20 protein-coding genes are annotated in these 21,456 nt (G+C 45.0%); 10 read left to right on the top strand and 10 right to left on the bottom strand.

The genetic code is table 11. The annotated features are described in order from the left end of the window. Positions 1–142: 142 nt before the first annotated feature. The 3 genes from manA to ACHBGV_RS07740 form a co-directional block, all read right to left on the bottom strand. Positions 143–1,084, bottom strand: coding sequence for a mannose-6-phosphate isomerase, class I (gene manA / locus ACHBGV_RS07730; protein ID WP_172073649.1), 942 nt, complete (start codon positions 1,082–1,084; stop codon positions 143–145). Between the two features lie 111 nt (positions 1,085–1,195). Then, entirely contained in the window at positions 1,196–2,077 is an 882-nt protein-coding gene (scrK, locus tag ACHBGV_RS07735) for a fructokinase ScrK (protein WP_105122504.1), read from the bottom strand. A 93-nt stretch (positions 2,078–2,170) separates the two neighbouring features. Then, on the bottom strand, positions 2,171–4,060 hold the full coding sequence (locus tag ACHBGV_RS07740; protein WP_394736051.1) for a sucrose-specific PTS transporter subunit IIBC: 1,890 nt from the start codon (positions 4,058–4,060) through the stop codon (positions 2,171–2,173). Between the two features lie 200 nt (positions 4,061–4,260). On the opposite strand from ACHBGV_RS07740, the gene ACHBGV_RS07745 reads away from it, so the two are divergent. Further along, the gene (locus ACHBGV_RS07745) at positions 4,261–5,715 is read left to right on the top strand and encodes a sucrose-6-phosphate hydrolase (RefSeq protein WP_394736052.1); all 1,455 of its coding nucleotides are present in this window, start codon (positions 4,261–4,263) and stop codon (positions 5,713–5,715) included. Beyond that, on the top strand, positions 5,696–6,661 hold the full coding sequence (locus ACHBGV_RS07750; RefSeq protein ID WP_257117346.1) for a LacI family DNA-binding transcriptional regulator: 966 nt from the start codon (positions 5,696–5,698) through the stop codon (positions 6,659–6,661). The genes ACHBGV_RS07745 and ACHBGV_RS07750 overlap by 20 nt, the downstream gene beginning before the upstream one ends. Positions 6,662–6,861: 200 nt before the next feature. On the opposite strand, the gene nusB is transcribed toward ACHBGV_RS07750, so the two are convergent. From nusB to uvrA, 5 genes are all read right to left on the bottom strand, one after another. Further along, positions 6,862–7,281 carry a transcription antitermination factor NusB gene (gene nusB, locus ACHBGV_RS07755; protein WP_105137695.1) on the bottom strand — a complete coding sequence of 140 codons (420 nt, stop codon included), beginning with the start codon at positions 7,279–7,281 and terminating at the stop codon, positions 6,862–6,864. Next, on the bottom strand, positions 7,271–7,663 hold the full coding sequence (locus tag ACHBGV_RS07760; RefSeq protein WP_105111510.1) for an Asp23/Gls24 family envelope stress response protein: 393 nt from the start codon (positions 7,661–7,663) through the stop codon (positions 7,271–7,273). The genes nusB and ACHBGV_RS07760 overlap by 11 nt, the downstream gene beginning before the upstream one ends. A 26-nt stretch (positions 7,664–7,689) precedes the next feature. Beyond that, positions 7,690–8,247 carry an elongation factor P gene (efp, locus tag ACHBGV_RS07765; RefSeq protein ID WP_105122500.1) on the bottom strand — a complete coding sequence of 186 codons (558 nt, stop codon included), beginning with the start codon at positions 8,245–8,247 and terminating at the stop codon, positions 7,690–7,692. Between the two features lie 63 nt (positions 8,248–8,310). Then, positions 8,311–9,372, bottom strand: coding sequence for a Xaa-Pro peptidase family protein (locus ACHBGV_RS07770; protein WP_105122499.1), 1,062 nt, complete (start codon positions 9,370–9,372; stop codon positions 8,311–8,313). 95 nt (positions 9,373–9,467) lie between these two features. Next, a complete protein-coding gene (uvrA, locus tag ACHBGV_RS07775; RefSeq protein WP_394736053.1) occupies positions 9,468–12,293 on the bottom strand; it encodes an excinuclease ABC subunit UvrA in 2,826 nt (941 codons plus the stop codon). A gap of 484 nt (positions 12,294–12,777) precedes the next feature. Here uvrA and ACHBGV_RS07780 point away from each other — a divergent pair, with 484 nt between their 5' ends. The 6 genes from ACHBGV_RS07780 to ACHBGV_RS07805 all read left to right on the top strand — a co-directional run bounded on the left by ACHBGV_RS07780 (position 12,778) and on the right by ACHBGV_RS07805 (position 17,313). Next, positions 12,778–13,722: a magnesium transporter CorA family protein gene (locus ACHBGV_RS07780; protein WP_105111505.1), complete on the top strand. Its 945-nt coding sequence runs from the start codon at positions 12,778–12,780 to the stop codon at positions 13,720–13,722. Between the two features lie 15 nt (positions 13,723–13,737). Continuing rightward, the gene (locus tag ACHBGV_RS07785) at positions 13,738–14,397 is read left to right on the top strand and encodes a DUF1129 domain-containing protein (RefSeq protein WP_105111504.1); all 660 of its coding nucleotides are present in this window, start codon (positions 13,738–13,740) and stop codon (positions 14,395–14,397) included. Positions 14,398–14,556: 159 nt separating this feature from the next. Continuing rightward, complete coding sequence (locus ACHBGV_RS07790; RefSeq protein WP_394736065.1) at positions 14,557–14,997, top strand: formate/nitrite transporter family protein; 441 nt, start codon at positions 14,557–14,559, stop codon at positions 14,995–14,997. Between the two features lie 180 nt (positions 14,998–15,177). Further along, positions 15,178–15,504 (top strand): PadR family transcriptional regulator, encoded by a 327-nt coding sequence (locus tag ACHBGV_RS07795; protein ID WP_105111503.1) that lies wholly within the window; start codon positions 15,178–15,180, stop codon positions 15,502–15,504. Continuing rightward, the gene (locus ACHBGV_RS07800; protein WP_394736055.1) at positions 15,491–16,246 is read left to right on the top strand and encodes a DUF1700 domain-containing protein; all 756 of its coding nucleotides are present in this window, start codon (positions 15,491–15,493) and stop codon (positions 16,244–16,246) included. The genes ACHBGV_RS07795 and ACHBGV_RS07800 overlap by 14 nt, the downstream gene beginning before the upstream one ends. Then, the gene (locus tag ACHBGV_RS07805; RefSeq protein ID WP_394736057.1) at positions 16,243–17,313 is read left to right on the top strand and encodes a hypothetical protein; all 1,071 of its coding nucleotides are present in this window, start codon (positions 16,243–16,245) and stop codon (positions 17,311–17,313) included. Before ACHBGV_RS07800 ends, ACHBGV_RS07805 begins: the two co-directional genes overlap by 4 nt. 70 nt (positions 17,314–17,383) lie before the next feature. Here ACHBGV_RS07805 and ACHBGV_RS07810 read toward each other — a convergent pair whose 3' ends face one another. Next, positions 17,384–18,601: an ABC transporter permease gene (locus ACHBGV_RS07810; protein ID WP_394736059.1), complete on the bottom strand. Its 1,218-nt coding sequence runs from the start codon at positions 18,599–18,601 to the stop codon at positions 17,384–17,386. Next, positions 18,598–19,491: an ABC transporter ATP-binding protein gene (locus ACHBGV_RS07815; protein ID WP_394736061.1), complete on the bottom strand. Its 894-nt coding sequence runs from the start codon at positions 19,489–19,491 to the stop codon at positions 18,598–18,600. The genes ACHBGV_RS07810 and ACHBGV_RS07815 overlap by 4 nt, the downstream gene beginning before the upstream one ends. Before the next feature lie 208 nt (positions 19,492–19,699). On the opposite strand from ACHBGV_RS07815, the gene ACHBGV_RS07820 reads away from it, so the two are divergent. Both ACHBGV_RS07820 and ACHBGV_RS07825 read left to right on the top strand, forming a co-directional pair. Continuing rightward, positions 19,700–20,683: an ATP-binding cassette domain-containing protein gene (locus tag ACHBGV_RS07820; RefSeq protein WP_394720517.1), complete on the top strand. Its 984-nt coding sequence runs from the start codon at positions 19,700–19,702 to the stop codon at positions 20,681–20,683. Then, positions 20,676–21,455 carry an ABC-2 family transporter protein gene (locus ACHBGV_RS07825; protein WP_257104905.1) on the top strand — a complete coding sequence of 260 codons (780 nt, stop codon included), beginning with the start codon at positions 20,676–20,678 and terminating at the stop codon, positions 21,453–21,455. The genes ACHBGV_RS07820 and ACHBGV_RS07825 overlap by 8 nt, the downstream gene beginning before the upstream one ends. The last annotated feature ends 1 nt before the right edge of the window (position 21,456 follow it).

Consider the following 21,456-nt stretch of genomic DNA (forward strand, 5'->3'; position numbering starts at 1 on the left):
GCTAGCTCCTAGTAAAGCTTAACAAATGGATAACTTCAAAATCACCTTTTTGGTCTCACATCATTGACAAAGGTACAGGAACAACTCTCAAACACGCTTTTCACAAAGAAAACAGCCCCTTAGCAGGACTGCCTTCCAGATTCTATGGATGACTAACTATTATTTCCAATTGCCCTGAAAATTCCCATTCCAGCACATTGCTTGGTAAAATAAAGTGGCTTCCTTTTTCAATCTCGTAGACTTGACCATCAACCTGCAATTCGCCTACACCATCAAGGACGCTGACTAGATAGTAGGGAGCTTGTTTTTTGAAAATGACCGCACCCTCGATTTCCCACTTGTAAACCGTGAAAAATTCATTGCTGACATAAGTTGTGGCCCTCAACGCCCCAGCTTCAATAGTATCGGGGTGGCTGTTTGCTGGCTCACCAATGGTCAGGACATCAATAGACTGCTGGATATGGAGGTCACGGAGGTTGCCAACATCATCCTTGCGGTCAAAATCATAGACCCGATAGGTCGTGTCGCTGGACTGCTGGGTTTCCAAAATCATAATTCCCTTGCCGATAGCGTGCATGGTCCCGCTTGGCACATAGAAAAAGTCACCTGCCTTGACCGGCACATGGGTCAACAATTTATCCCACTCCTTGTCCTCAATCATCTGGGCCAATTCTTGACGGCTCTTGGCCTCGTGACCGTAGATAATCTCAGCCCCCTCATCCGCCGCAATCACATACCAGCACTCAGTCTTTCCCAATTCGCCCTCATGCTCTAAGGCATAGCTATCGTCCGGATGAACCTGAACAGACAACCAATCATTGGCATCCAGAATTTTGGTCAAAAGCGGAAAAACGGGACTGTCACTGTCGCCAAATAAATCACGACGCTCAGCATATAACTTGTCCAAGGGAGTACCCTTGTAATCGCCATTGGCTACGACGGAAACGCCGTTGGGATGAGCCGAAATGGCCCAAAATTCACCGGTCGTCTGGCTGGGAATTTCATAACCGAATTCGGTCTCTAAACGATTCCCACCCCAGATTTTTTCCTGCATGACGGAGTTTAAAAATAATGGTTGTGCCATAATAGTCTCCTTCTCAATTCTTCTAGCCCAATCTTATCAAATTTCCCGATAAATGCCAATGAAGAGCCACAGAAAAGCCTGGCAGAGCCAAGCTTCTCTCATATGTCAGACTTATTTTTCAGCTACTTTTTTGGCTAAAGCAAAGTTTCCGAGTGTCGCAGAACCATTTTCCGCAACAGCAGGTGTCACGATGTAGTCCTTGACATCTGGCGTTGGCAGATAGTCATTCATGAGGCCTGTAAATTTCTCACGGACACGGTTAAGCATGTGCTCCTGCGCCATCACACCACCACCGAAAACGATGACTTGCGGACGATACAAAAGTGTTGCCTGCACTGCGGCCTGGGCAATATAGTAAGCCTGTACATCCCAGACATCAGAGTTGAGCTCAATCAACTCACCGCGGATGCCTGTACGACCTTCCAAGGAAGGACCAGCTGCCAGACCTTCCAAACAGCCATTGTGGAAAGGACAAACGCCGTTGAATTCATTTTTTACATCGTAAGGGTGGAGTGCAACGTAAGTATGGCCTGCTTCGGTATGGCCGAGACCGCCGATAAACTCACCATTTTGAATAGCCCCAGCACCGATACCTGTACCAATCGTATAATAAACCAGGCTCTTCACACCCTTGCGCACCAAGGTCTCACCAAAAGCAGAAGAGTTTACATCTGTCGTAAAGTAGAAAGGAATGTTGAATTCTTTTGCAATCAAGCCCAGCAAGTCAATATTTGACCAATGAGGTTTTGGTGTTGAAGTGATATAGCCATAGGTTTGTGAGTTTTGATCAATATCAATCGGACCAAACGAACCAATAGCAATCCCAGCCAAACGATCTTCGTAGCGTTTGAAAAATTCTACCGTACGCTCAATGGTTTCATAGGGCGTTGTTGTCGGAAACTGTGTCTTTTCAATGACTTGGAAATCTTCATCACCAACCGCACAAACAAACTTTGTACCACCAGCTTCCAAGCTACCGTATAATTTTGTCATCTGATTTTCTCCATTATTTTTATCAATCTATTATACCATAGAAAGAAATAGAAGAAAAAGGCTTACCGCCTTTTTCTATGCTTATTTTTCGGATTATTTAACAACTTTCAAGAAGTCCGCACCATGAGCGATTGTACCCTCAGCAAGTGGAGCTACTTCTGTGAAGTCTGCAGTGTTTGTCACGATGATCATGGTTGTATCATCAAGACCTGCTTCAGCGATTTTCGCTGCGTCAAATTTAGCAAGTGGTGTACCAGCTTTTACCTTGTCACCAGCAGCAACCAATTTCTCAAAACCGTTACCGTTCATAGAAACTGTATCGATACCGATGTGAATCAAGATTTCAGCACCAGTCGCTGTTTTCAAACCGTAGGCATGGCCTGTTTCAAAAGCGATGGTTACTTCAGCATCTGCTGGAGCATAGACAACACCTTCAGTTGGCTTAACTGCCAAACCTTTACCCATAGCACCTGATGAGAATACTGGGTCGTTCACATTTTCAAGAGCTACAACGTCACCTGACAATGGAGAAACAAGAGTTTCTTCAGCAAGGTCCGCTGCTGGAGCAACTACACCTGTTGATGCTTCGTTTTTCAAAGTAGAAGTCTCATCAGCTTGTGCTGGAGTCTCATCCTCGAATCCGAAGAGGTAAGTCAAGGCAAAACCAAGAGCAAATGATACGGCTACCATGAGGATGTATTGAAGCAATTGACCATTGCCCACATAAAGAGTTGCGCCAGGAATGATGGTTACACCCATACCGTTTCCAGCAAGTCCAAGGATTGAGGCAAAGGCACCACCGATTGCACCTGCAATCAATGAAAGAAGGAATGGTTTGCGGTAACGCAAGTTAACACCGAAGATAGCTGGCTCAGTAATACCAAGGAAGGCAGAAAGAGCTGCTGGGAAAGCAAGAGCTTTCAATTTAGGATTTTTTGTTTTCACACCAACCGCTACTGTTGCAGCACCTTGTGCTGTCATAGCTGCTGTGATGATCGCGTTGAATGGGTTAGCACCAGTGTTGGCTACCAATTGAGCTTCCAAGAAGTTGAAGATATGGTGAACACCAGATACGACGATAACTTGGTGAACACCACCGATAAGGAGACCACCAAGACCAAATGGCAAGTGCAAGATTGCTTGAGTACCAGCCAAGATGTAGTTTTCAACTACGTGGAAGACTGGACCAATGACAAACAAACCAAGAATTGACATTACAAAGAGGGTAACGAATGGTGTTACCAAGAGGTCAAGAACATCTGGAACAACCTTACGGACTGCTTTTTCAAATTTAGCACCAACCAAACCGATGATGAAGGCTGGCAAAACGGAACCTTGCAAACCAACGACTGGAATAAAGCCGAAGAATTTCAGAGGTACAACATCACCACCGTTAGCAACCACCCAAGCGTTTGGCAATTGACCAGCGATCAGCATCATACCAAGAACGATACCGATAGTTTGGTTCCCACCGAATACGCGGAAGGTAGACCATACTACCAAGGCTGGCAATACGATGAAGGCTGTATCTGTCAAGATTTGTGAGTAAACGTTCAAATCTTCTGGCAAAGTGTAGCCAAATGCAGCCAACAATCCACGGAGACCCATGAAGAGACCAGTCGCTACGATAGCAGGGATGATTGGAACGAATACGTCACCGAAAGTACGGATAGCACGTTGGAAACCATTTCCTTGTTTCGCTGCTTCTGCCTTTTGCTCACCAGTTGTTGCTGTTGGCAAGCCAAGTGCTACGACTTCATCGTAGATTTTGTTTACAGTACCAGTACCAAAGATGATTTGGTATTGACCTGAGTTAAAGAAGGCACCTTGAACTTTTTCAATGTTCTCAGCCTTATCCTTATCAATTTTTCCTTCGTCAACGACCATAACACGGAGGCGTGTCGCACAGTGAGCTACGCTACGTACGTTTTCACGTCCACCGAGGGCTTCGATGACTTCTTTTGCAATTTGTGTGTTATTCATCTTGCAAAATCTCCTTATTTTTTATTTTTTTGAAAGTGTTTTCAAACCTTTCAGTGTTTTTATTATATCACTTTTGAGAAATATGTCAAACGTTTGTCATATTTTTTTATAAATTCAGCCAAAATAACGGTAAAAACTTGATTTTTAAGCAGGAAACGTTTACTATATAGGATGAAATAGTATAGATTTTTGGAGAAAATATGGCCTTTACAACTGAAGAGCGTTACAGAGCCTATGCTGACTGGACGCCAGAATACATTGAAAAAATTAAACAAAATACTGCAAGCTCACCTTGGAGAACTAACTTCCACATCGAAACACCTCACGGTTTGCTCAATGACCCTAATGGTTTTTCTTACTTTAATGGAAAATGGACCCTCTTCTACCAGTATTTCCCATTTGGTGCAGCTCACGGTCTCAAATCTTGGGTCCATACTGAGTCAACCGATCTGGTTCATTTTGAAGAAACAGGTACTGTTCTTTATCCAGATACTCCTCTGGACAGCCACGGAGCTTATTCTGGCTCTGCCATGCAGTTTGATGACAAACTCTTCCTCTTTTACACAGGAAATGTCCGCGATGAAAATTGGCAACGCCACACCTATCAGATTGGTGCCCTCATGGACAAGGATGGCAAGATTGAAAAGATTGACAAAGTCTTGATTGAGCAGCCAGAGGACACGACAGACCATTTCCGTGACCCACAGATTTTCAACTACAAGGGACAGTATTACGCCATCGTCGGTGGACAAAACCTGGATTTGAAGGGGATTGTTAAGCTCTATAAGGCTGAAAACAACGACTACCTCAATTGGACCTATGTTGGTAACCTAGATTTTGCCAATGATATGACGGCCTACATGATGGAATGTCCAAACATTGCCTTCGTCGGTGACCAGCCCGTCCTGCTCTACTGCCCACAGGGTCTGGACAAGTCTGTTCTGGACTACGGCAACATCTATCCAAATATGTACAAGATTGGCCAGGCATTTGACCCTGAAACAGGAAAAATTGTAGAACCGAGTGAGTTAATCAACCTTGACTACGGTTTTGAGTGTTATGCAACTCAAGCTTTTAATGCTCCAGACGGTCGTGCCTTGTCAGTAAGCTGGTTGGCTCTTCCAGATATGGAATACCCAACCGATGCTTATGATTATCAAGGTTGCTTGTCCTTGGTCAAAGAATTGTCTATCAAGGACGGTAAACTTTACCAGTACCCTGTTGAAGCCATCACAAGCCTTCGTCAAGAAGCTCAGCCATTTTCAAACCAAGAAACAACCAACAATGTTTATGAGCTGGAAATTGAATTTGCTGCTGGAAGCAAGCATGAAATCGTGCTATTTGCCAATGCAGACCAAAAAGGCTTGGTGCTGACAGTTGATACAGAGAATGGACAGATTACATTGGATCGCGAACATTGTGGTCAGCCATTTGCTCTTGAATTTGGCACAAGTCGCGCTTGTGATATTCAGCCTGGAGCGCTTACTGCCAATATTTTCATAGACAAGTCTGTCTTTGAAATTTTCATCAATAAAGGAGAAAAAGTATTTTCTGGTCGCGTCTTCCCTGATGCTGATCAAAATGGCATTGCCATTACCAGTGGCAATCCAACCGGAACTTACTACCATTTAGATTATGGTCGCAAAACTAACTGATGTTGCTGCCCTAGCTGGCGTCAGTCCCACAACCGTGTCCCGCGTCATCAATAAAAAAGGCTACTTGTCAGAAAAAACTGTCAAAAAAGTCCAGGATGCCATGCGGGAATTGGGCTACAAGCCCAACAATTTGGCGAGGAGCTTGCAGGGAAAATCGGCCAAGTTGGTCGGACTCATCTTCCCTACTATCAATAATATTTTCTATGCCGAGTTGATTGGACACCTGGAAAGCCAACTCTTCAACCGAGGTTATAAGACCATTATTTGCAACAGCCAGCATGAATCGGACAAGGAAAGAGAGTATCTAGAGATGTTAGCGGCCAATCAGGTTGACGGCATCATCTCGGGCAGTCACAACCTGGGTATCAAGGACTATGACCGGGTGTCCGCCCCAATTATTGCCTTTGACCGCAATCTCTCTCCTACTATTCCCGTTGTCTCTTCTGATAACCACGGAGGAGGAGTCTTGGCGGCCCAAACCCTGAAAAAGGCAGGCTGCAAACGACCTATCATGATTTCGGGGAATGATAATTCCGACTCCCCTACTGGTCTGCGACGGTCTGGTTTCCTCTCCGTCTTACCAGATGAAACCGTCTATCACGTTGCCAGCGACTTTACACCCATTCGCAAGGAAATGGAAATCAAGTCCATTCTGGAAAAGCACGCCCCCGACGGCATCTTTGTGTCAGACGATTTGACAGCTATACTGGTCTGGAACGTTGCCCAATCGCTCAATTTGACTATTCCGCAAGACCTCAAATTGATTGGCTATGATGGGACTTATTTCATTGAAAATTATTACCCGCAGCTGACAACCATTAAGCAGCCATTGGCTGACATCGCCAAATTGATGGTGGATTTGTTGATTGATAAAATCGAAGGCAAGGAACTGGATAAACGGAACTACGTTTTGCCAGTCAGCCTATCCGCCGGAGCTAGTATATAAGACAAGTATTGTGTAATGCTTGTCTTTTTTGTCAAATTCTACTTCTCCTGTATCATCCCATAGACAGCCAAACTAGTCAACTCTGAACATTTCATGGCATCCTTCCGAAACTGAGCGTTTATTAAGTCAGGTGGGCTAAATTCTTTCTGAGAGTAATCTCCCTTTCCCAACTCAAAAAGAAACGAAAAAAAGAAACCTGATTAGGCTTCTTCTTGGATAAATTGGCTTAATACGCCGTTTACGAATTTAGCGGATGACTCGTCTGAAAATTCCTTGGCTAGCTCGATGGCCTCATTGACAGCTACACGGTCTGGTGTTTCCTCGAAATGTTTGATTTCAAAGAGGCCCAGGCGCATGATATTTTTATCAATCAGGGTCAAACGGTCCAGGGTCCAGCCAGACTTGAGCTTGCTAGACAATTCCTTGTCCAATTCTTCTCGATAGGCTGCCACACCATTGACCAAGTTGAGGAGAAAGAGAGGAATTTCCACACCTTCTGTCTCTTCCTCACGGTCATAGAGGTAAGAAAATTGAGCAGCCTGGACAGGCTCTTGGCCAAATTCTAGGGATACAATCGCCTGCAAAGCGCACTTCCGCAGGGCATGTCTATTATTCTTCATCGAGGAAATCCTCTCCGAACAAGTCTTTCAGGGCTGGTTTTGGTGTCTTATCTGGAACGATGCCGTTGACGTGGATATTAACCGCAGCCAACTCCACCTCTGCATAGTTAAAGACAGCAGTCTTGACAGCTCGCTGGATATCCATTGATACAGCAGGGACATTGACGCCATACTCCAGGTAAACGTAAATATCAGCCGTCACTTGCCCTTCCTCATCTGTATGAAGGTAGACACCCTTGTTGAGAGATGATTTTGACAGGCTATCTGCAACCCGCTTGTTTTGAAGAGAATGGACCCCCTCAACTTTTGCTGCTGCAATGCCTGTAATTACTTCAAGAACGCGTGGCGCAATAACGATTTCGCCTTGGTATTCTGTTGTCATAGGCTCTCCTTTTCTAAGAGGGGCAATTAAGCGCGTGATACGTAAGTTCCCTCTGCTGTGTTGATAACGAGTTTTTGACCTGCTTCGATGAAGTCTGGCACGTTTACAACCAAACCGGTTTCCATGGTTGCTGGCTTACCTGAACCTGTTACAGTCGCTCCTTTGATAGATGGCTGGGTTTCTGCAACCACCAACTCAACAGTAGTTGGAACAGTAACACCAATTACTTCCGTTCCGTAGAATTGGATTTTCACGTCAGAATTTTCCAAGATGTAGAGCAATTCTTCTTGAATAGTTGCGACTGGAATTTCATACTGGTCGTAGGTTTCCGTATTCATGAAGTAAGCTGTGTCATCCATTTGGTAAAGGTATTGAGCTGGGACGGTTTCGATGATAGCTTGTTCAAATTTCTCATCTGGACGGTAGGTCGTGTCAAAAGTTGAACCTGTACGCACATCACGCAATTTCATACGCATGATCGTGTTCCCCTTACCTGGTTTGTGGTGACTTGCATCCAAAACCTTAATCAACTTACCTTCCGCTTCGAAGGTCATACCTGCTCTAAGTTTACTTGCTTCAATCATTGTAATGACTACCTCTTAAAATTTTATTTATTCGTTTTATTTTACCACAAACTGACAGATTTCTCAAATGACAATCAATTCTTTGGGTGCCAAAGTCAACACCTTACAACCCGTGTCCGTAATCAGTAGGTCATCTTCGATACGGACACCATATTTGCCATCAAGATAAATACCCGGCTCATCAGTCAGAACCATACCCGCCTGAATGGTATCCGTAGCTGTTCGGCTAAAGTAGGGATACTCGTGAACATCCAAGCCCATTCCGTGCCCGATACCGTGGGTAAAGTAAGGACCATAACCAGCCTGCTCGATGACACGACGTGGGACACCGTCAAACTCCTTGTATTCCATACCCGCCTTAGCCGTCGCAATCAAGGCTTGATTCGCCGCCAGAACGGTTTCATAAATCTCTCGCTCTTCATCACTAACCGAACCGACATAGACCGTCCGCGTCATATCGCTGACATAGTGGTCATACAAGCAGCCAAAGTCCAGCGTCAAAGCCTCACCAGCCTCAATTACCTTATTGGACGCACGTCCGTGGGGCATAGCAGAGCGGTAACCCGAAGCAGCAATGGTATCAAAGGACACCCCTTCTGCCCCCATTTCCCGCATACGAAAGTCCAAGAAATTGGCAATTTCAATCTCTGTTTTACCTGGTTTGATAAAGTCTAAAGCGTCAATAAATGCCTGGTCTGAAATCTGACAAGCTCGCTGAATGGTGGCAATCTCTGCCGCATCCTTAATCATCCGCAGATCCGCAATCAGATTGGTTGTTGGTCTAAGAGTCGTTCCAGCAAAGACAGCTTCCATGGATTTGAAATAGGCTACTGAAATCTCATCCTCAAAGGCCACTTCCTTGATGCCCATGTCCTTGACCAAACCAGCTGCCGTTCCCAACTCATCTCGATTGGAAATCACTTCAAAGTCTGTGACAACAGATTGGGCGTAGGTGATATAGCGGTCATCTGTAATCAAAACCTGGCGGCTAGGTGTAATCAGCACCACTCCTGCCGACCCCCAGAATCCTGTCAAATAATAAACATTTTTCAAATTGGTCACATAGAGAGCCTCTATCGACTGCTCTGCCATTTTTCCACGAAGTTTTTCAAGTCGTTTTTGCATAACCTACCTCCAAAGATATTGTAACTATTATAGCAGAAATGCACAGAATTACCAATAAACTTCCAGCAAACAAGAAAAAGCCGCTTGGCGACTTTTTACTTCAACTTAGTTTTCAAATACTGGCCTGTAAAGCTGGCTGGGTTAGCTGCTACTTCTTCTGGCGTTCCTGTCGCAACAACGGTACCACCGCCGACACCGCCTTCTGGTCCCATGTCGATAATGTGGTCAGCTGTCTTGATCACATCCAGATTGTGCTCGATGACCAGCACGGTATTGCCATCATCAACAAAGCGGGCCAAGACCTTGAGCAACTGGGCAATGTCCTCCGTATGCAAACCTGTCGTCGGCTCATCCAAGATATACAAGGATTTACCAGTTGACCGCTTGTGGAGTTCAGAAGCCAATTTCATCCGCTGAGCCTCTCCACCAGATAGGGTAGTTGCTGGCTGACCTAGAGTAACATAGCCCAAGCCCACATCTTGAATGGTACGGAGTTTGCGCTCAATTTTCGGAATGTGTTTGAAGAACTCGACCGCGTCATTGACCGTCATATCAAGGATTTGGGCGATATTTTTCTCCTTGTAATGTACTTCCAAGGTTTCAGAGTTATAACGGTGACCATGGCAGACTTCGCAAGGAACAAAGACATCTGGCAGGAAGTGCATTTCAATCTTGATGATACCATCACCAGAACAAGCCTCACAACGACCACCTTTGACGTTAAAGGAGAAACGTCCCTTCTTGTAGCCACGGATTTTGGCTTCATTGGTCTGGGCAAAGAGGTCACGAATATCGTCAAAAACACCTGTGTAGGTAGCTGGGTTAGAACGCGGTGTCCGTCCAATCGGACTTTGGTCAATGTCAATCAGGCGATCCAAATGTTCAATTCCAGAAATGGACTTGAACTTGCCTGGCTTGTCCGAATTGCGATTGAGTTTCTGTGCAATGGCTTTTTTCAAAATGGAATTGACCAGAGTTGACTTACCAGAGCCAGACACCCCTGTCACCGCTACAAATTTTCCAAGCGGGAAACGAACAGTCACATCTTGCAGGTTGTTTTCCTTGGCACCTGTTACCTCCAGGAATCGACCATTACCAACACGACGTTCCAAAGGAACTGGAATTTCACGTTTGCCAGACAGGTACTGGCCTGTAATGGATTTCTTATTTTTAGCTACTTGGGCAGGCGTTCCAGAAGCCACGATTTCTCCACCGAAGACACCCGCACCTGGACCGATGTCAATCAGCCAGTCTGCCTCACGCATAGTGTCCTCATCGTGTTCTACCACAATCAGGGTATTTCCCAAATCACGCATTTTCTTAAGACTGGCAATAAGGCGGTCATTATCCCGTTGGTGCAGACCAATCGACGGCTCGTCCAGAATATAGAGGACACCTGACAGGTTGGACCCAATCTGAGTCGCCAAACGAATCCGCTGGCTCTCACCACCCGAAAGCGTCCCCGCAGCTCGTGAAAGCGTTAGGTAATTTAGACCAACGTTGTTAAGGAAGGACAGGCGGTCCTTGATTTCCTTGACAATTGGCGTCGCAATGGTGGCTTCATTTTCAGACAAGGTCAGATTTTCAATGACTTGCAAATGATCCGCCACGGACAAATCAGACAACTGTCCTATATGAAGTCCCTGCTCGCCACCAACTTTAACAGACAGGGCTTGGTCATTGAGGCGATAGCCGTGGCATGTTCCACAGGTCAACTCATTCATGTAAGCCTTCATAACCGTCCGAGTATAGTCACTGTTGGTTTCACGGTAGCGGCGATTGATATTGGTAATCAAGCCTTCAAAGGGAATATCGATATCACGCACCCCACCGAACTCATTTTCATAATGGAAATGGAATTCTTTCCCGTCAGAACCGTTGAAAATCAGGTTCTTCTCCTCTTCCGTCAATTCCTCGAAAGGCTTGTCCATGTCCACACCAAAGTGATTCATGGCCTGCTCCAACATCTGAGGATAGTAGTTGGATGAGATTGGATTCCACGGAGCCAAGGCACCGTCACGCAAGGTCTTGCTGGCATCTGGGACAATCAAATCCGTATCCACTTCCAGCTTCATGCCCAAACCGTCACAGTCGCTACAAGACCCAAAAGGAGCATTGAATGAGAATAGACGAGGCTCCAACTCTGGTACTGTAAAGCCACAAACTGGGCAGGCATAGTACTCAGAGAAAAGCATTTCCTTCTCATCCATGGTATCGATGATGACATAACCGTCCGCAATCCGCAGAGCCGCTTCGATAGAATCGAAAAGTCGCGAACGAATACCCTCTTTGATGACAATCCGATCGACCACAACCTCAATGTTATGAGCCTTACTCTTGGACAATTCAGGCACTTCCGACACATCATAGACATCCCCATTGACACGGACCCGAACATAGCCGTCCTTCTGCACCTTCTCAAAAACGGTCTTGTGTTGCCCCTTTTTCTTCCGTACAATCGGTGCTAGAATCTGCAAACGTTGGCGTTCTGGTAATTCCAAAACCTCATCAACGATTTGCTCCACCGAAGAAGCCGCAATGGCCCCGTGCCCATTGATACAGTAAGGCACCCCTACCCGAGCATAAAGCAAGCGGAGATAGTCATTGATTTCTGTTGCCGTTCCAACCGTCGAACGCGGATTCCGCGAGGTTGTTTTTTGGTCAATAGAAATAGCAGGGCTAAGACCCTCTATGGAATCCACATCAGGCTTGTCCATGTTGCCCAAGAACTGACGAGCATAGGCAGACAAGGACTCCACATAGCGACGTTGGCCTTCGGCATACAAGGTATCAAAAGCCAAACTCGACTTACCAGACCCCGACAAACCAGTCACCACCACCAACTTCTCACGCGGAATGGTCACATCAATATTTTTCAAATTATGGGCACGCGCCCCATGAATCACAATATTTTCTTGCATAGTTTAAGATACAAAGGGCGTCAAATGCACAGTCAAAATAGGAAGCTGACGATGTGTCTGAAAGACACAAGGAAGTTTATCTTTTTGACACCGCATTTAGCCCGTGTTCAATTCCTTTCTAAGATACAGAGCCCGTAAAAACGCACCGTCAAAATAGGCGGTAAGTCCGAAATCTGTGATTTCGAAGACGCACCCCCATCAAGACAACTAGTGCTTTCACAGGTTGAAAACCGAAGAAAGCACAGATGTCTACGACACAGAAACCAGTTCCACATGCTTAAACATGAAGAAACCAGCACTTTTTCACACAGCATTTAGGCCGGGTTCAGTTCCTTTCAAAATCAGCTATAAATAGGCACGCATCCTATCCAGCATAAAATATACCCCATTATATCACACTTCAAAAAAATCATTCCGTATTCCTGCATTTTTTGGTATAATAAAGGGTACGTTTACATGCAAGAATGAAAAGGAGGGCACTGATATGAAACAGATTTTTCTATCAACGATGACTGATTTAGAAGAAATCCAAACCTTTGAACCAGGCGCTTGGATCAACTTGGTCAACCCCTCCCAGAGTGAGTCCATGGAAGTGTCCGAGCATTACAAGATTGATATCGCCGATCTGAGGGCACCGCTCGATGCAGAAGAAACTTCTCGTATCACGGTCGAAGATGACTACACCTTGATTGTCGTCGACGTTCCCATCTTGGAAGAGCGGAATAACAAGACCTACTATATCACCATTCCGCTTGGTATTATCCTGACAGATGACGCCATTATCACGACCTGTTTAGAGCCACTGCCGCTCTTTGATCAATTTATCCACAGACGCCTGCGCAACTTCTTTACCTTTATGAAGTCACGCTTCGTTTTCCAAATTCTCTATCGAAATGCCCAGCTCTACCTGTCTGCCCTGCGGACCATTGACCGAAAGAGTGAGGAAATCGAGAAACAGCTCCACGAAGCCACTCGAAATGAAGAACTGATTGTCCTCATGGAATTGGAAAAAACTATCGTCTACTTCAAGGCCTCTCTCAAAACCAATGAACGCCTGGTCAAAAAACTGGCCAGCTCCACCCGCCTCCTCCGCAAATACGAGGAGGATGAGGACTTGCTGGAAGATACCCTGGTCGAAACCCAACAGGCTATTGAGATGGCGGACATCTATGGTTCTATCCTGAACTCCATGACCCATGCCTTTGCCTCAATCATTTCTAACAACCAGAATACCATTATGAAAACCCTGGCCCTCATGACCATCGTCATGTCCATACCGACCATGGTCTTCTCGGCTTACGGCATGAACTTCAAGGACAATATTATTCCCTTCAATGATATTCCCCATGCCTTCTGGTGGATTATCTTGTTTGCCTTTGCTATCAGTTTATCACTAACCTTCTATTTCATAAGAAAGAAATGGTTCTAATCCAAGGAGATTGCTATGTCATTTACAGAATTTAAAGAATTAACCAAGAAAAACCAGGAATTTATCCACATTGCTACCAACCAATTGATCAAGGATGGCAAGACGGATGCCGAAATCAAGGGGCTTTTGGAAGAAATCCTGCCGACCATCATCGAAAAGCAAAAAACAGGCCAAACTGCCCGTAGTCTTTTTGGTGCACCTAGTGAATGGGCCGCAAGCAAGTCTGCTGCTCCCAGCCAAGAAAAGCAAGAAACGGTCGAATACAATGAAAATCCATGGCTCATGTGGCTGGACTCTAGTCTCTTTATGTTGGCCATCATTGCCGGTATCAATGGTCTGATGAATCTCTTTAATCAAGGCGCTCAGTATGGTTTGGTGACCCTGCTGGTTATCGGATTCGGTGTGGGTGCAGGTATGTACTTCATGTACCACTTTGTTTACAGAGAGCAAGCTAAAACCGGTAAACGACCAAATCTACTCAAGGCCATTCTGTTCCTGGGTGTGGCAACTTTGGCCTGGTCTGCAGTCTTCTTCCTGGCTGCCCTAGTTCCAGCCAACCTCAACCCAATTCCTCATCCAATTCTCACTATCTTAATCTGTGCTATTGCCTTCGGAATCCGCTATCTCTTGAAAAAGAAATACAATATCCGCAACGCCATGCAGCCTGTGCAATGATCATTCAATTCCATTTCAACTGTTACAAACTTGCAAACGACGCATAGTAGCCGTCATAGAAAATGCTCAGGTTATCTGATCCATCTACGATATAATCTACACTCCGTTTCGGTGTGATACGAAATATATTTTATACATCCCAGCTGTTGGCCTCCAAAGCTGGGATGTAACTTCTGTTCAATCATTTTTTGTAACACGAAGGTTGGCCACCTGGACGAGCATAGCTACCTGCTCCAAGCAACGACTGCCAAATTGATGAAAACACCATTGACACAATTTATCGAAGGGATCTTCGCTAACATCGTTGTAAACATCGCAGTCTTCATCTCTATGCGTATGAAGGATGATACTGGACGTGTCATTTCCTTGATTTTCATCATCTTCATCTTTGCCTTCCTTGGCTTCGAGCACGTGATCGCTAACTTCTCAACCTTCTCTCTTGCTTTCTTTGCAAATGGCGGAGCTGTCGAGGGAATGACGGTGATGAGCGTATTGATCAACTTCCTCTTCTCAGGTCTTGGAAACTTCGTCGGCGGTGGTATCCTGATTGGCTTCCTTTACAGCTGGCTCAGCAATAAATCAAAACTCTATGTGGACTAAACCACAAAATGGACTGGAATGCCAGTCCTATTTTTTTTTTGAAAAAATTTCTCTCAAATGACTTGACAATTTATTTTAGTGGGTGTATATTTTATATATAGAGAATTTTGATATATATAAAAATCAGTATATAGCAAATATCAACTTAAAAGGCGATCATCATCGAAAGGAGTGAGCCGCATGCATTTTCCCGTACCTGCAGTGCTGACGGAATTTCTCATTATGGCCATTTTAGAATCCAATGATTCCTACGGCTATGAGATCTGTCAGACCATCAAGCTGATTTCCAACATAAAGGAATCCGCTCTCTATCCCATTCTGAAACGCCTGGAACAACAGGATCTCTTGACCACCTATTCTCAGGAATTTCAAGGACGGATGAGGAAATATTATAGTTTAACCCAGCTAGGCCATGAAGAATTGGTCCAACTCAAAGAAGATTGGGATATCTATACGACTACTATCAACGGCATCATAGAAGGGAGTGTCCGCCATGACAAGAACTGAGTACATGGAGCAACTTGAAAAACATTTGAAAAAGTTGCCCCACAAGGAATACTTGGAAGCCAAAAACTTTTTTGAAGAATACTTTGACGAGGCAGGTCCTGAACGTGAAGCCGAAATCATGGAAGAGCTGGGATCTCCTAAGGAAGCAGCCAATGAACTGATCAACAACATGCTCAACCGTCAATTAGAAGATACAGCTCCAACACAAGATGAGACCAATCCTCAAGACAAGCGCTTCTTGCTTACCCTAGCTTTTTTGAGCGCTGCCCTTCTCATTTCTACCTTCTTCCTCTTTGTTGAACCACTGCTTGGAATCATGGGGATCTTCCTGGTCACTATCAGCGCAGCTTTTTACATCGGTAAAAACTTAGAGCAATTGAAACATACACGGAAAACAGTTTGGTTGGCCAGTCTTGCTCTGATTACCCTTCCGATTACCATCCCTCTACTTCTCTTACTGATCGGGGCCTTGTTGGGCTTGGTATTATTAATTGTCGCCTTCATCATTGGTGCATTTGGCTTGGGAGTCGGCTTGATGGTTACTGGTGGTTCCTTGATTTGGGAAGGATTTACCTTGCTATCAAAAGGATTCAATGTCTTCATCATGGGTTTTGGTGCTGGCATATCCTTGTTTGGTGCGGCAATCCTACTCTACCTTTTGACCGGATTTTTCACCTATTGGGCATGGCGCTTGGTCAAAACCTTCTTCCAATGGATCTTGAAACGAGGTAAACGAGCATGAAAAAGAAACTTACGATCGCCCTCATCACGGGCTTTGTCAGCTTGATTTCTGGCTTGATTCTGGTTGGAATTGGATTTTTCTCTGGGGGTCTCAACCGCCTGGAAGAAATCGCAAAGCCAAATCAGGTTCAAACATCCTATACTTCCCTATCAGAAATCCAGATTAAAGATCTTCCGCATTCAGTTACGATCAAGGAATCAACCGATGGACTCTTCCATGTGTCCTATGCCAACTCAAAAAATAACACCCACAACACAGTTGAAGTCACTGAGAAAAATGGCATCCTGGCTCTCAGCTCAAAAAATCCCCAACTGTCCATTCAAGGTATCATGCAGTTTCTCGGGGAAAGATTAGCCGATGACACTATTGACATCTACTCTGTTACCATTGAAGTTCCAACAGGTAAGCAACTGGACAGACTCATTAGCAACAATACCTATAATCGCTACTACGATAGTCTCTACATTGAAAATGTCTATATCAAGGAAATGACCGTCGAGCAAGGCGGGATGCTCTATCTCAACAATGTCCAATTGGAATCAGGTACTGTAAGTAGTTACTATACAAATATCAGTAAATCAACGATTAAAAATACCACTATCTCTGCACAAGGTGACAATATCCATTTCTATCAGACCCAGCTCGAAAATGTTTCTGTTGAAAACTATGGCCAACTGGATTTGATTGAAGGAACTCTCCTAGGAGACAACAAATTCCTCCCACACGAAGACCGAGCTTATACCGTGACCAATATCGATCTGACTGACCAATCATTAGCAGACATCAACCTCCAGATTCAAAATAAGCTTGACTTGAGAAGTCTAGGCGAATTTATGGGCTACCACTACGAGTCAGATGAAGAGTGGGAAACTGCCCAAAGCGAATCAACTCTGATTGACGAAAGTCAGTTGAATGACATTGGTATTTTTACAAGAGACCAGTATGAAAAACTAGAGGTCAAGGAAACAGAAGATGCATTTAGCCTGACGGTTGAGAAAAAAGAAAGTAAAAACAAATTAACCCTTGAAGCAACCAACGCAACTATCAACCTCCGTGATCCAAAATAAATGACCGAACAGATAACAAAGACCAACTTAGGATTCCTAAGTTGGTCTTTTCGTTCTATTGTAGGCAGACTTACTTGCTCGTTAAGCCTTTTTTCAAGCTTCTCCAAAAGCCGATATCATCGGTCTGTAAAATCAAGCCTGCATAGGATTTACCTATAAAGACGATTGCGCCAATCGTGGTCGCTGCGAGAATGAAGAAAGATAGCCAGGTCTCCCAATTACTTGCCCAGCCATTTATCTGGCGAATTGGCATAAAGAAGGAGGACAAAAATGGGATGTAGGATCCGATTTTCACCACCATATGTTCTTGCGCTTGTTGCCCAAAGGTCATGGCCCCTAAAAAGCCGATGATAATCGGATAGATAACCGGTTGAACAGCCTTGTTGACATCTTCTGGTCTCACCACAAGAGAGCCACACAAGGAAGCCAGGGTTACTCCTAGGAGCAGGCCGAAAATAGCAAAGAGAATCATGGTCCAGTCCAAGTTGTCTAAAACAGCTTGCACCAAGACCTGGTTTGACTCAAAGATTTCCTTGGTCAATTCCAATTGTCCTGCTAGGTGATAGGCCAAGATGCCACCTACAAGATAGACTCCCAAATGGGTCGCAATGACGAGGAAGATGCCAAAGATGCGACCATAGAAATAGGTCCAGGCTGGAACACTAGAGAAAATCACTTCCATGATTTTCGTTCCCTTTTCACTGGCTACCTCCTGGGCAGTTGTAGAAGCATAAACAATAGTCATGATGTACATGAGGAAAATCAAGCCAAAGAAAGTAATCATCTGTCCAATTTTTTCCAGCCCCTCTTGGTCACCAACTTCCTCCACATAGGAAGGCTGGATGGCTAGAAATTCCAGCTGAGTTGGTGTCAGTTGAGCATTTGCTTCATTGAGCTGCTGCTGCAAGCTCTCTAGAATAGACTGGAAGGTTTGCTGAACGGATTGAGAAGAGACCTCATTTCCATGATAGGTCGCCTGGTACTGCTGGTCCACTACTGCGACCTTGATATAGCCTTCCAACTCTTCTTCTGAAAGCTGCTGCTTGGCCTCTTCTTCTGTCACAAGAACCAAGTCTAAGTCAAGTGTCGCAAAGGCCATTTGGGCCATAAAGTCCTCACTTACGAGACCAATTTTTTCCGACCCAGCATTCATGCTAGAGCTTGTTAGATAGCCTGATCCCAAAGATAAGCCGAGAAAGAGGAAGGGGGATAGGACCATAAAAACAAAGGACCAGGATTTGACCTGCCGTAGGTAGGTCTCTTTTGCGACTAGGATAAAGGATTTCATTCTGCCACCCCCGATTTGATTTTAAAGATTTCATCAATGGTTGGCGCCTGCTGGTCAAAGGTTGCCAAATAGCGACCACCACTGATTAACTGGAAGAGCTCTGGACCTGCTGCTTCATCGTCTAGGACAAGGCGCCATTTATCGTGATTGGTCATTTGAACAGAGAGGACATGGGGCAGGCCTTCTAGCTGCTCTCTCGGAATATCCGAGGAAACAAAGAGACGGGTCCGACCAAACTGCCGACGAATATCCTGAATGCCTCCATTCAAGACCAGCTGCCCATCTTGGATCATCAAGAGTTGGTCACAGAGTTCCTCCACATTGGTCATGACATGATCTGAAAAGATGATGGTTGCTCCGCGCTCCTTTTCCTCTAAAATCACACGTTTTAGGAGGGCGGTGTTGACAGGGTCCAACCCAGAAAAGGGCTCATCCAAAATAATCAGGTCTGGTTCATGGAGCAAAGTTACAATCAACTGAATCTTTTGCTGGTTTCCTTTGGATAGACTTTTTATCTTGTCTGTCACTTTGCCCTTGACTTCCAACTTTTCCATCCAAAACGGTAGTTTTTCCGCCACTTCCTTGCTGGTCATCCCCTTAAGGCTAGCCAAATACCTGACCTGTTCAAAAACAGAAAGCTTGGGCATGAGGCTCCGCTCTTCTGGTAGATAGCCGATTTTTGAAAACAAGTCTGGCGTGACAGCCTGCTGGTCGAGGGCAATCTCTCCCTCGTAGCTGACAAATCCTAGTAAGGAATGGAAGAAAGTAGTTTTTCCTGCACCATTTTTCCCGACTAGGCCACAAATGGTTCCAGATGGAATAATAAAAGAAATGTCCTTCAAGACTTGCTTGGTCCCGTAACTTTTACATAAGCGACGAACTTCTAACATCTCAACCTCCTTAGAATTGATTGCTTTTATTGTACACCTTTTTCTTGGTATTGTAAATAATGCATGGAAAAAATGATAAAAAATAACAGAACAGAAATCTTCTCTGCTTTTTTCAGAAAATCCTTCGCTATTTTCTTATATTTTCATCATCACAGGCGAATAAATCGTGATATAATGATTACGCAAACGTTTTCTTAAGGAGATCATTATGATAGAAGCGCAGCATTTATCTAAAACCTACTACGTGGTCGATAAGGAGGTGGGGCTAAAAGGCTCGATAAAGGCCTTCTTCAAGCCCAAGAAAAAAGCCATTCAGGCGGTGCAGGATATCTCCCTGTCCATTCAGAAGGGGGAGATTGTCGGTTATATCGGATCCAACGGGTCCGGCAAGTCGACTACGATTAAAATGTTGACAGGGGTGCTACATGCCGATGAAGGCACGGTCACCATTAACGGCCTGGTTCCCAAGGACAATCGCAAGGCGGTCAACAAGCAGATTGGTGTCCTTTTTGGGCAGAAATCACATCTGGATTGGAACCTGCCTGTGCAGGAGTCCTTTATTCTCCATGCCAAGATTTATGATGTACCTGAGGCGGTTTTTCAGGAACGACTGGCACGCTTGATTGACTTGCTGGATTTGGCAGACATTATGAAGCAGTCCATCCGCAATCTGTCTCTGGGACAGCGGGTCCGCTGTGAATTTGCGGCGATCTTCCTCCACCAGCCTTCTGTGGTCTTTCTGGACGAGCCAACCATTGGGCTGGACGCTAGTGTCAAGGAGACCATTCGTTCTTTTATTCGCTACATGAATGAAGAGCACGGCACGACTTTCTTGATTACTTCCCACGATATGAAGGACATTGAAACCCTCTGTGAGCGGATTTTCATCATCGATAAGGGAAAAAAAGTCTACGACGGCTCACTCAGTCAGCTCAAGGAGCGATTTTCTCAAATCAAAACCATTAGTTTTTCTACCGAGCATCCGCTGACCAAAGATATTCAGGCGGCTGGTCTGGAATTTGACCGCAAGGATGATTACCACTTCGACATTCACTATCAGGCTAACCAATGGACCAGTGCCCAGGTCATCACCTTGGTCTTTGAGCAGATCGAGGTCGATGATGTGACCATGAAGGAGCTGGAAATTGAGTCCATTGTCCGTCAGATTTACGAGGAGGGCATTCATGCATAAGTACCTCTACATGACACGGCTGACTATGATGACAGCCCTGCAGTACAAGGCCTTTTTCCTGGCTTCTTTCGTATCTGTGCTAGCACGGATTTTGGTGTCTCTCTTTGTCTGGAAGACTATTTTCTTCACACAGCCTGAGGTCAATGGTTACACCCTCCAGACCTTTACCACCTATATCATCTTCGCTAGCCTCTTGGCAAGCCTCAACTCCTTTTCAATCGGTGAAGACCTGTCTTATTCGATTTTACAAGGACAGATTGCGGGAGAATTTTTACGACCCTACTCTTTTATCCTCTCCCTCTTCTTCAAGGACTTGGGGACAAAATTGATTGAACTCTTCAAGTTTTTGGTGGTCTTTCTGCTGATTCTCTTGGTGCAGAGTGATTTTTACCTACCCGATGGAAAGACTATACTGGTCTTTCTCCTGTCTGCTATCTTGGGGATGTTTATTGTGCAACTCTTAGACTTGGCTTTTGGTTTTGCGACTTTCTTTACGGTCAATGCTTGGGGAGTCATGCTGCTACGCATGGGCCTCTTCAACCTGTCATCCGGAGCCCTCTTACCGCTCAGCTTTTACCCTGAAAAAGTCGAAAAAGTCCTGAGCTTCATGCCCTATAACTACGCGATCAATGTGCCTATTTCTATTCTCTTAGGCCGGGAAACAGACCTGTCCTTGCTAGGCTTGCAGTTGCTCTGGTTACCTGTCCTTGCTGGCTTTATCGCGGCTCTATGGTCCCAAGCCAAGCGAAAAATTGTCATTTTTGGAGGCTAGG

Source organism: Streptococcus sp. A34, from assembly GCF_043674115.1.
Classification (GTDB): Bacteria; Bacillota; Bacilli; order Lactobacillales; family Streptococcaceae; genus Streptococcus; species Streptococcus suis_V.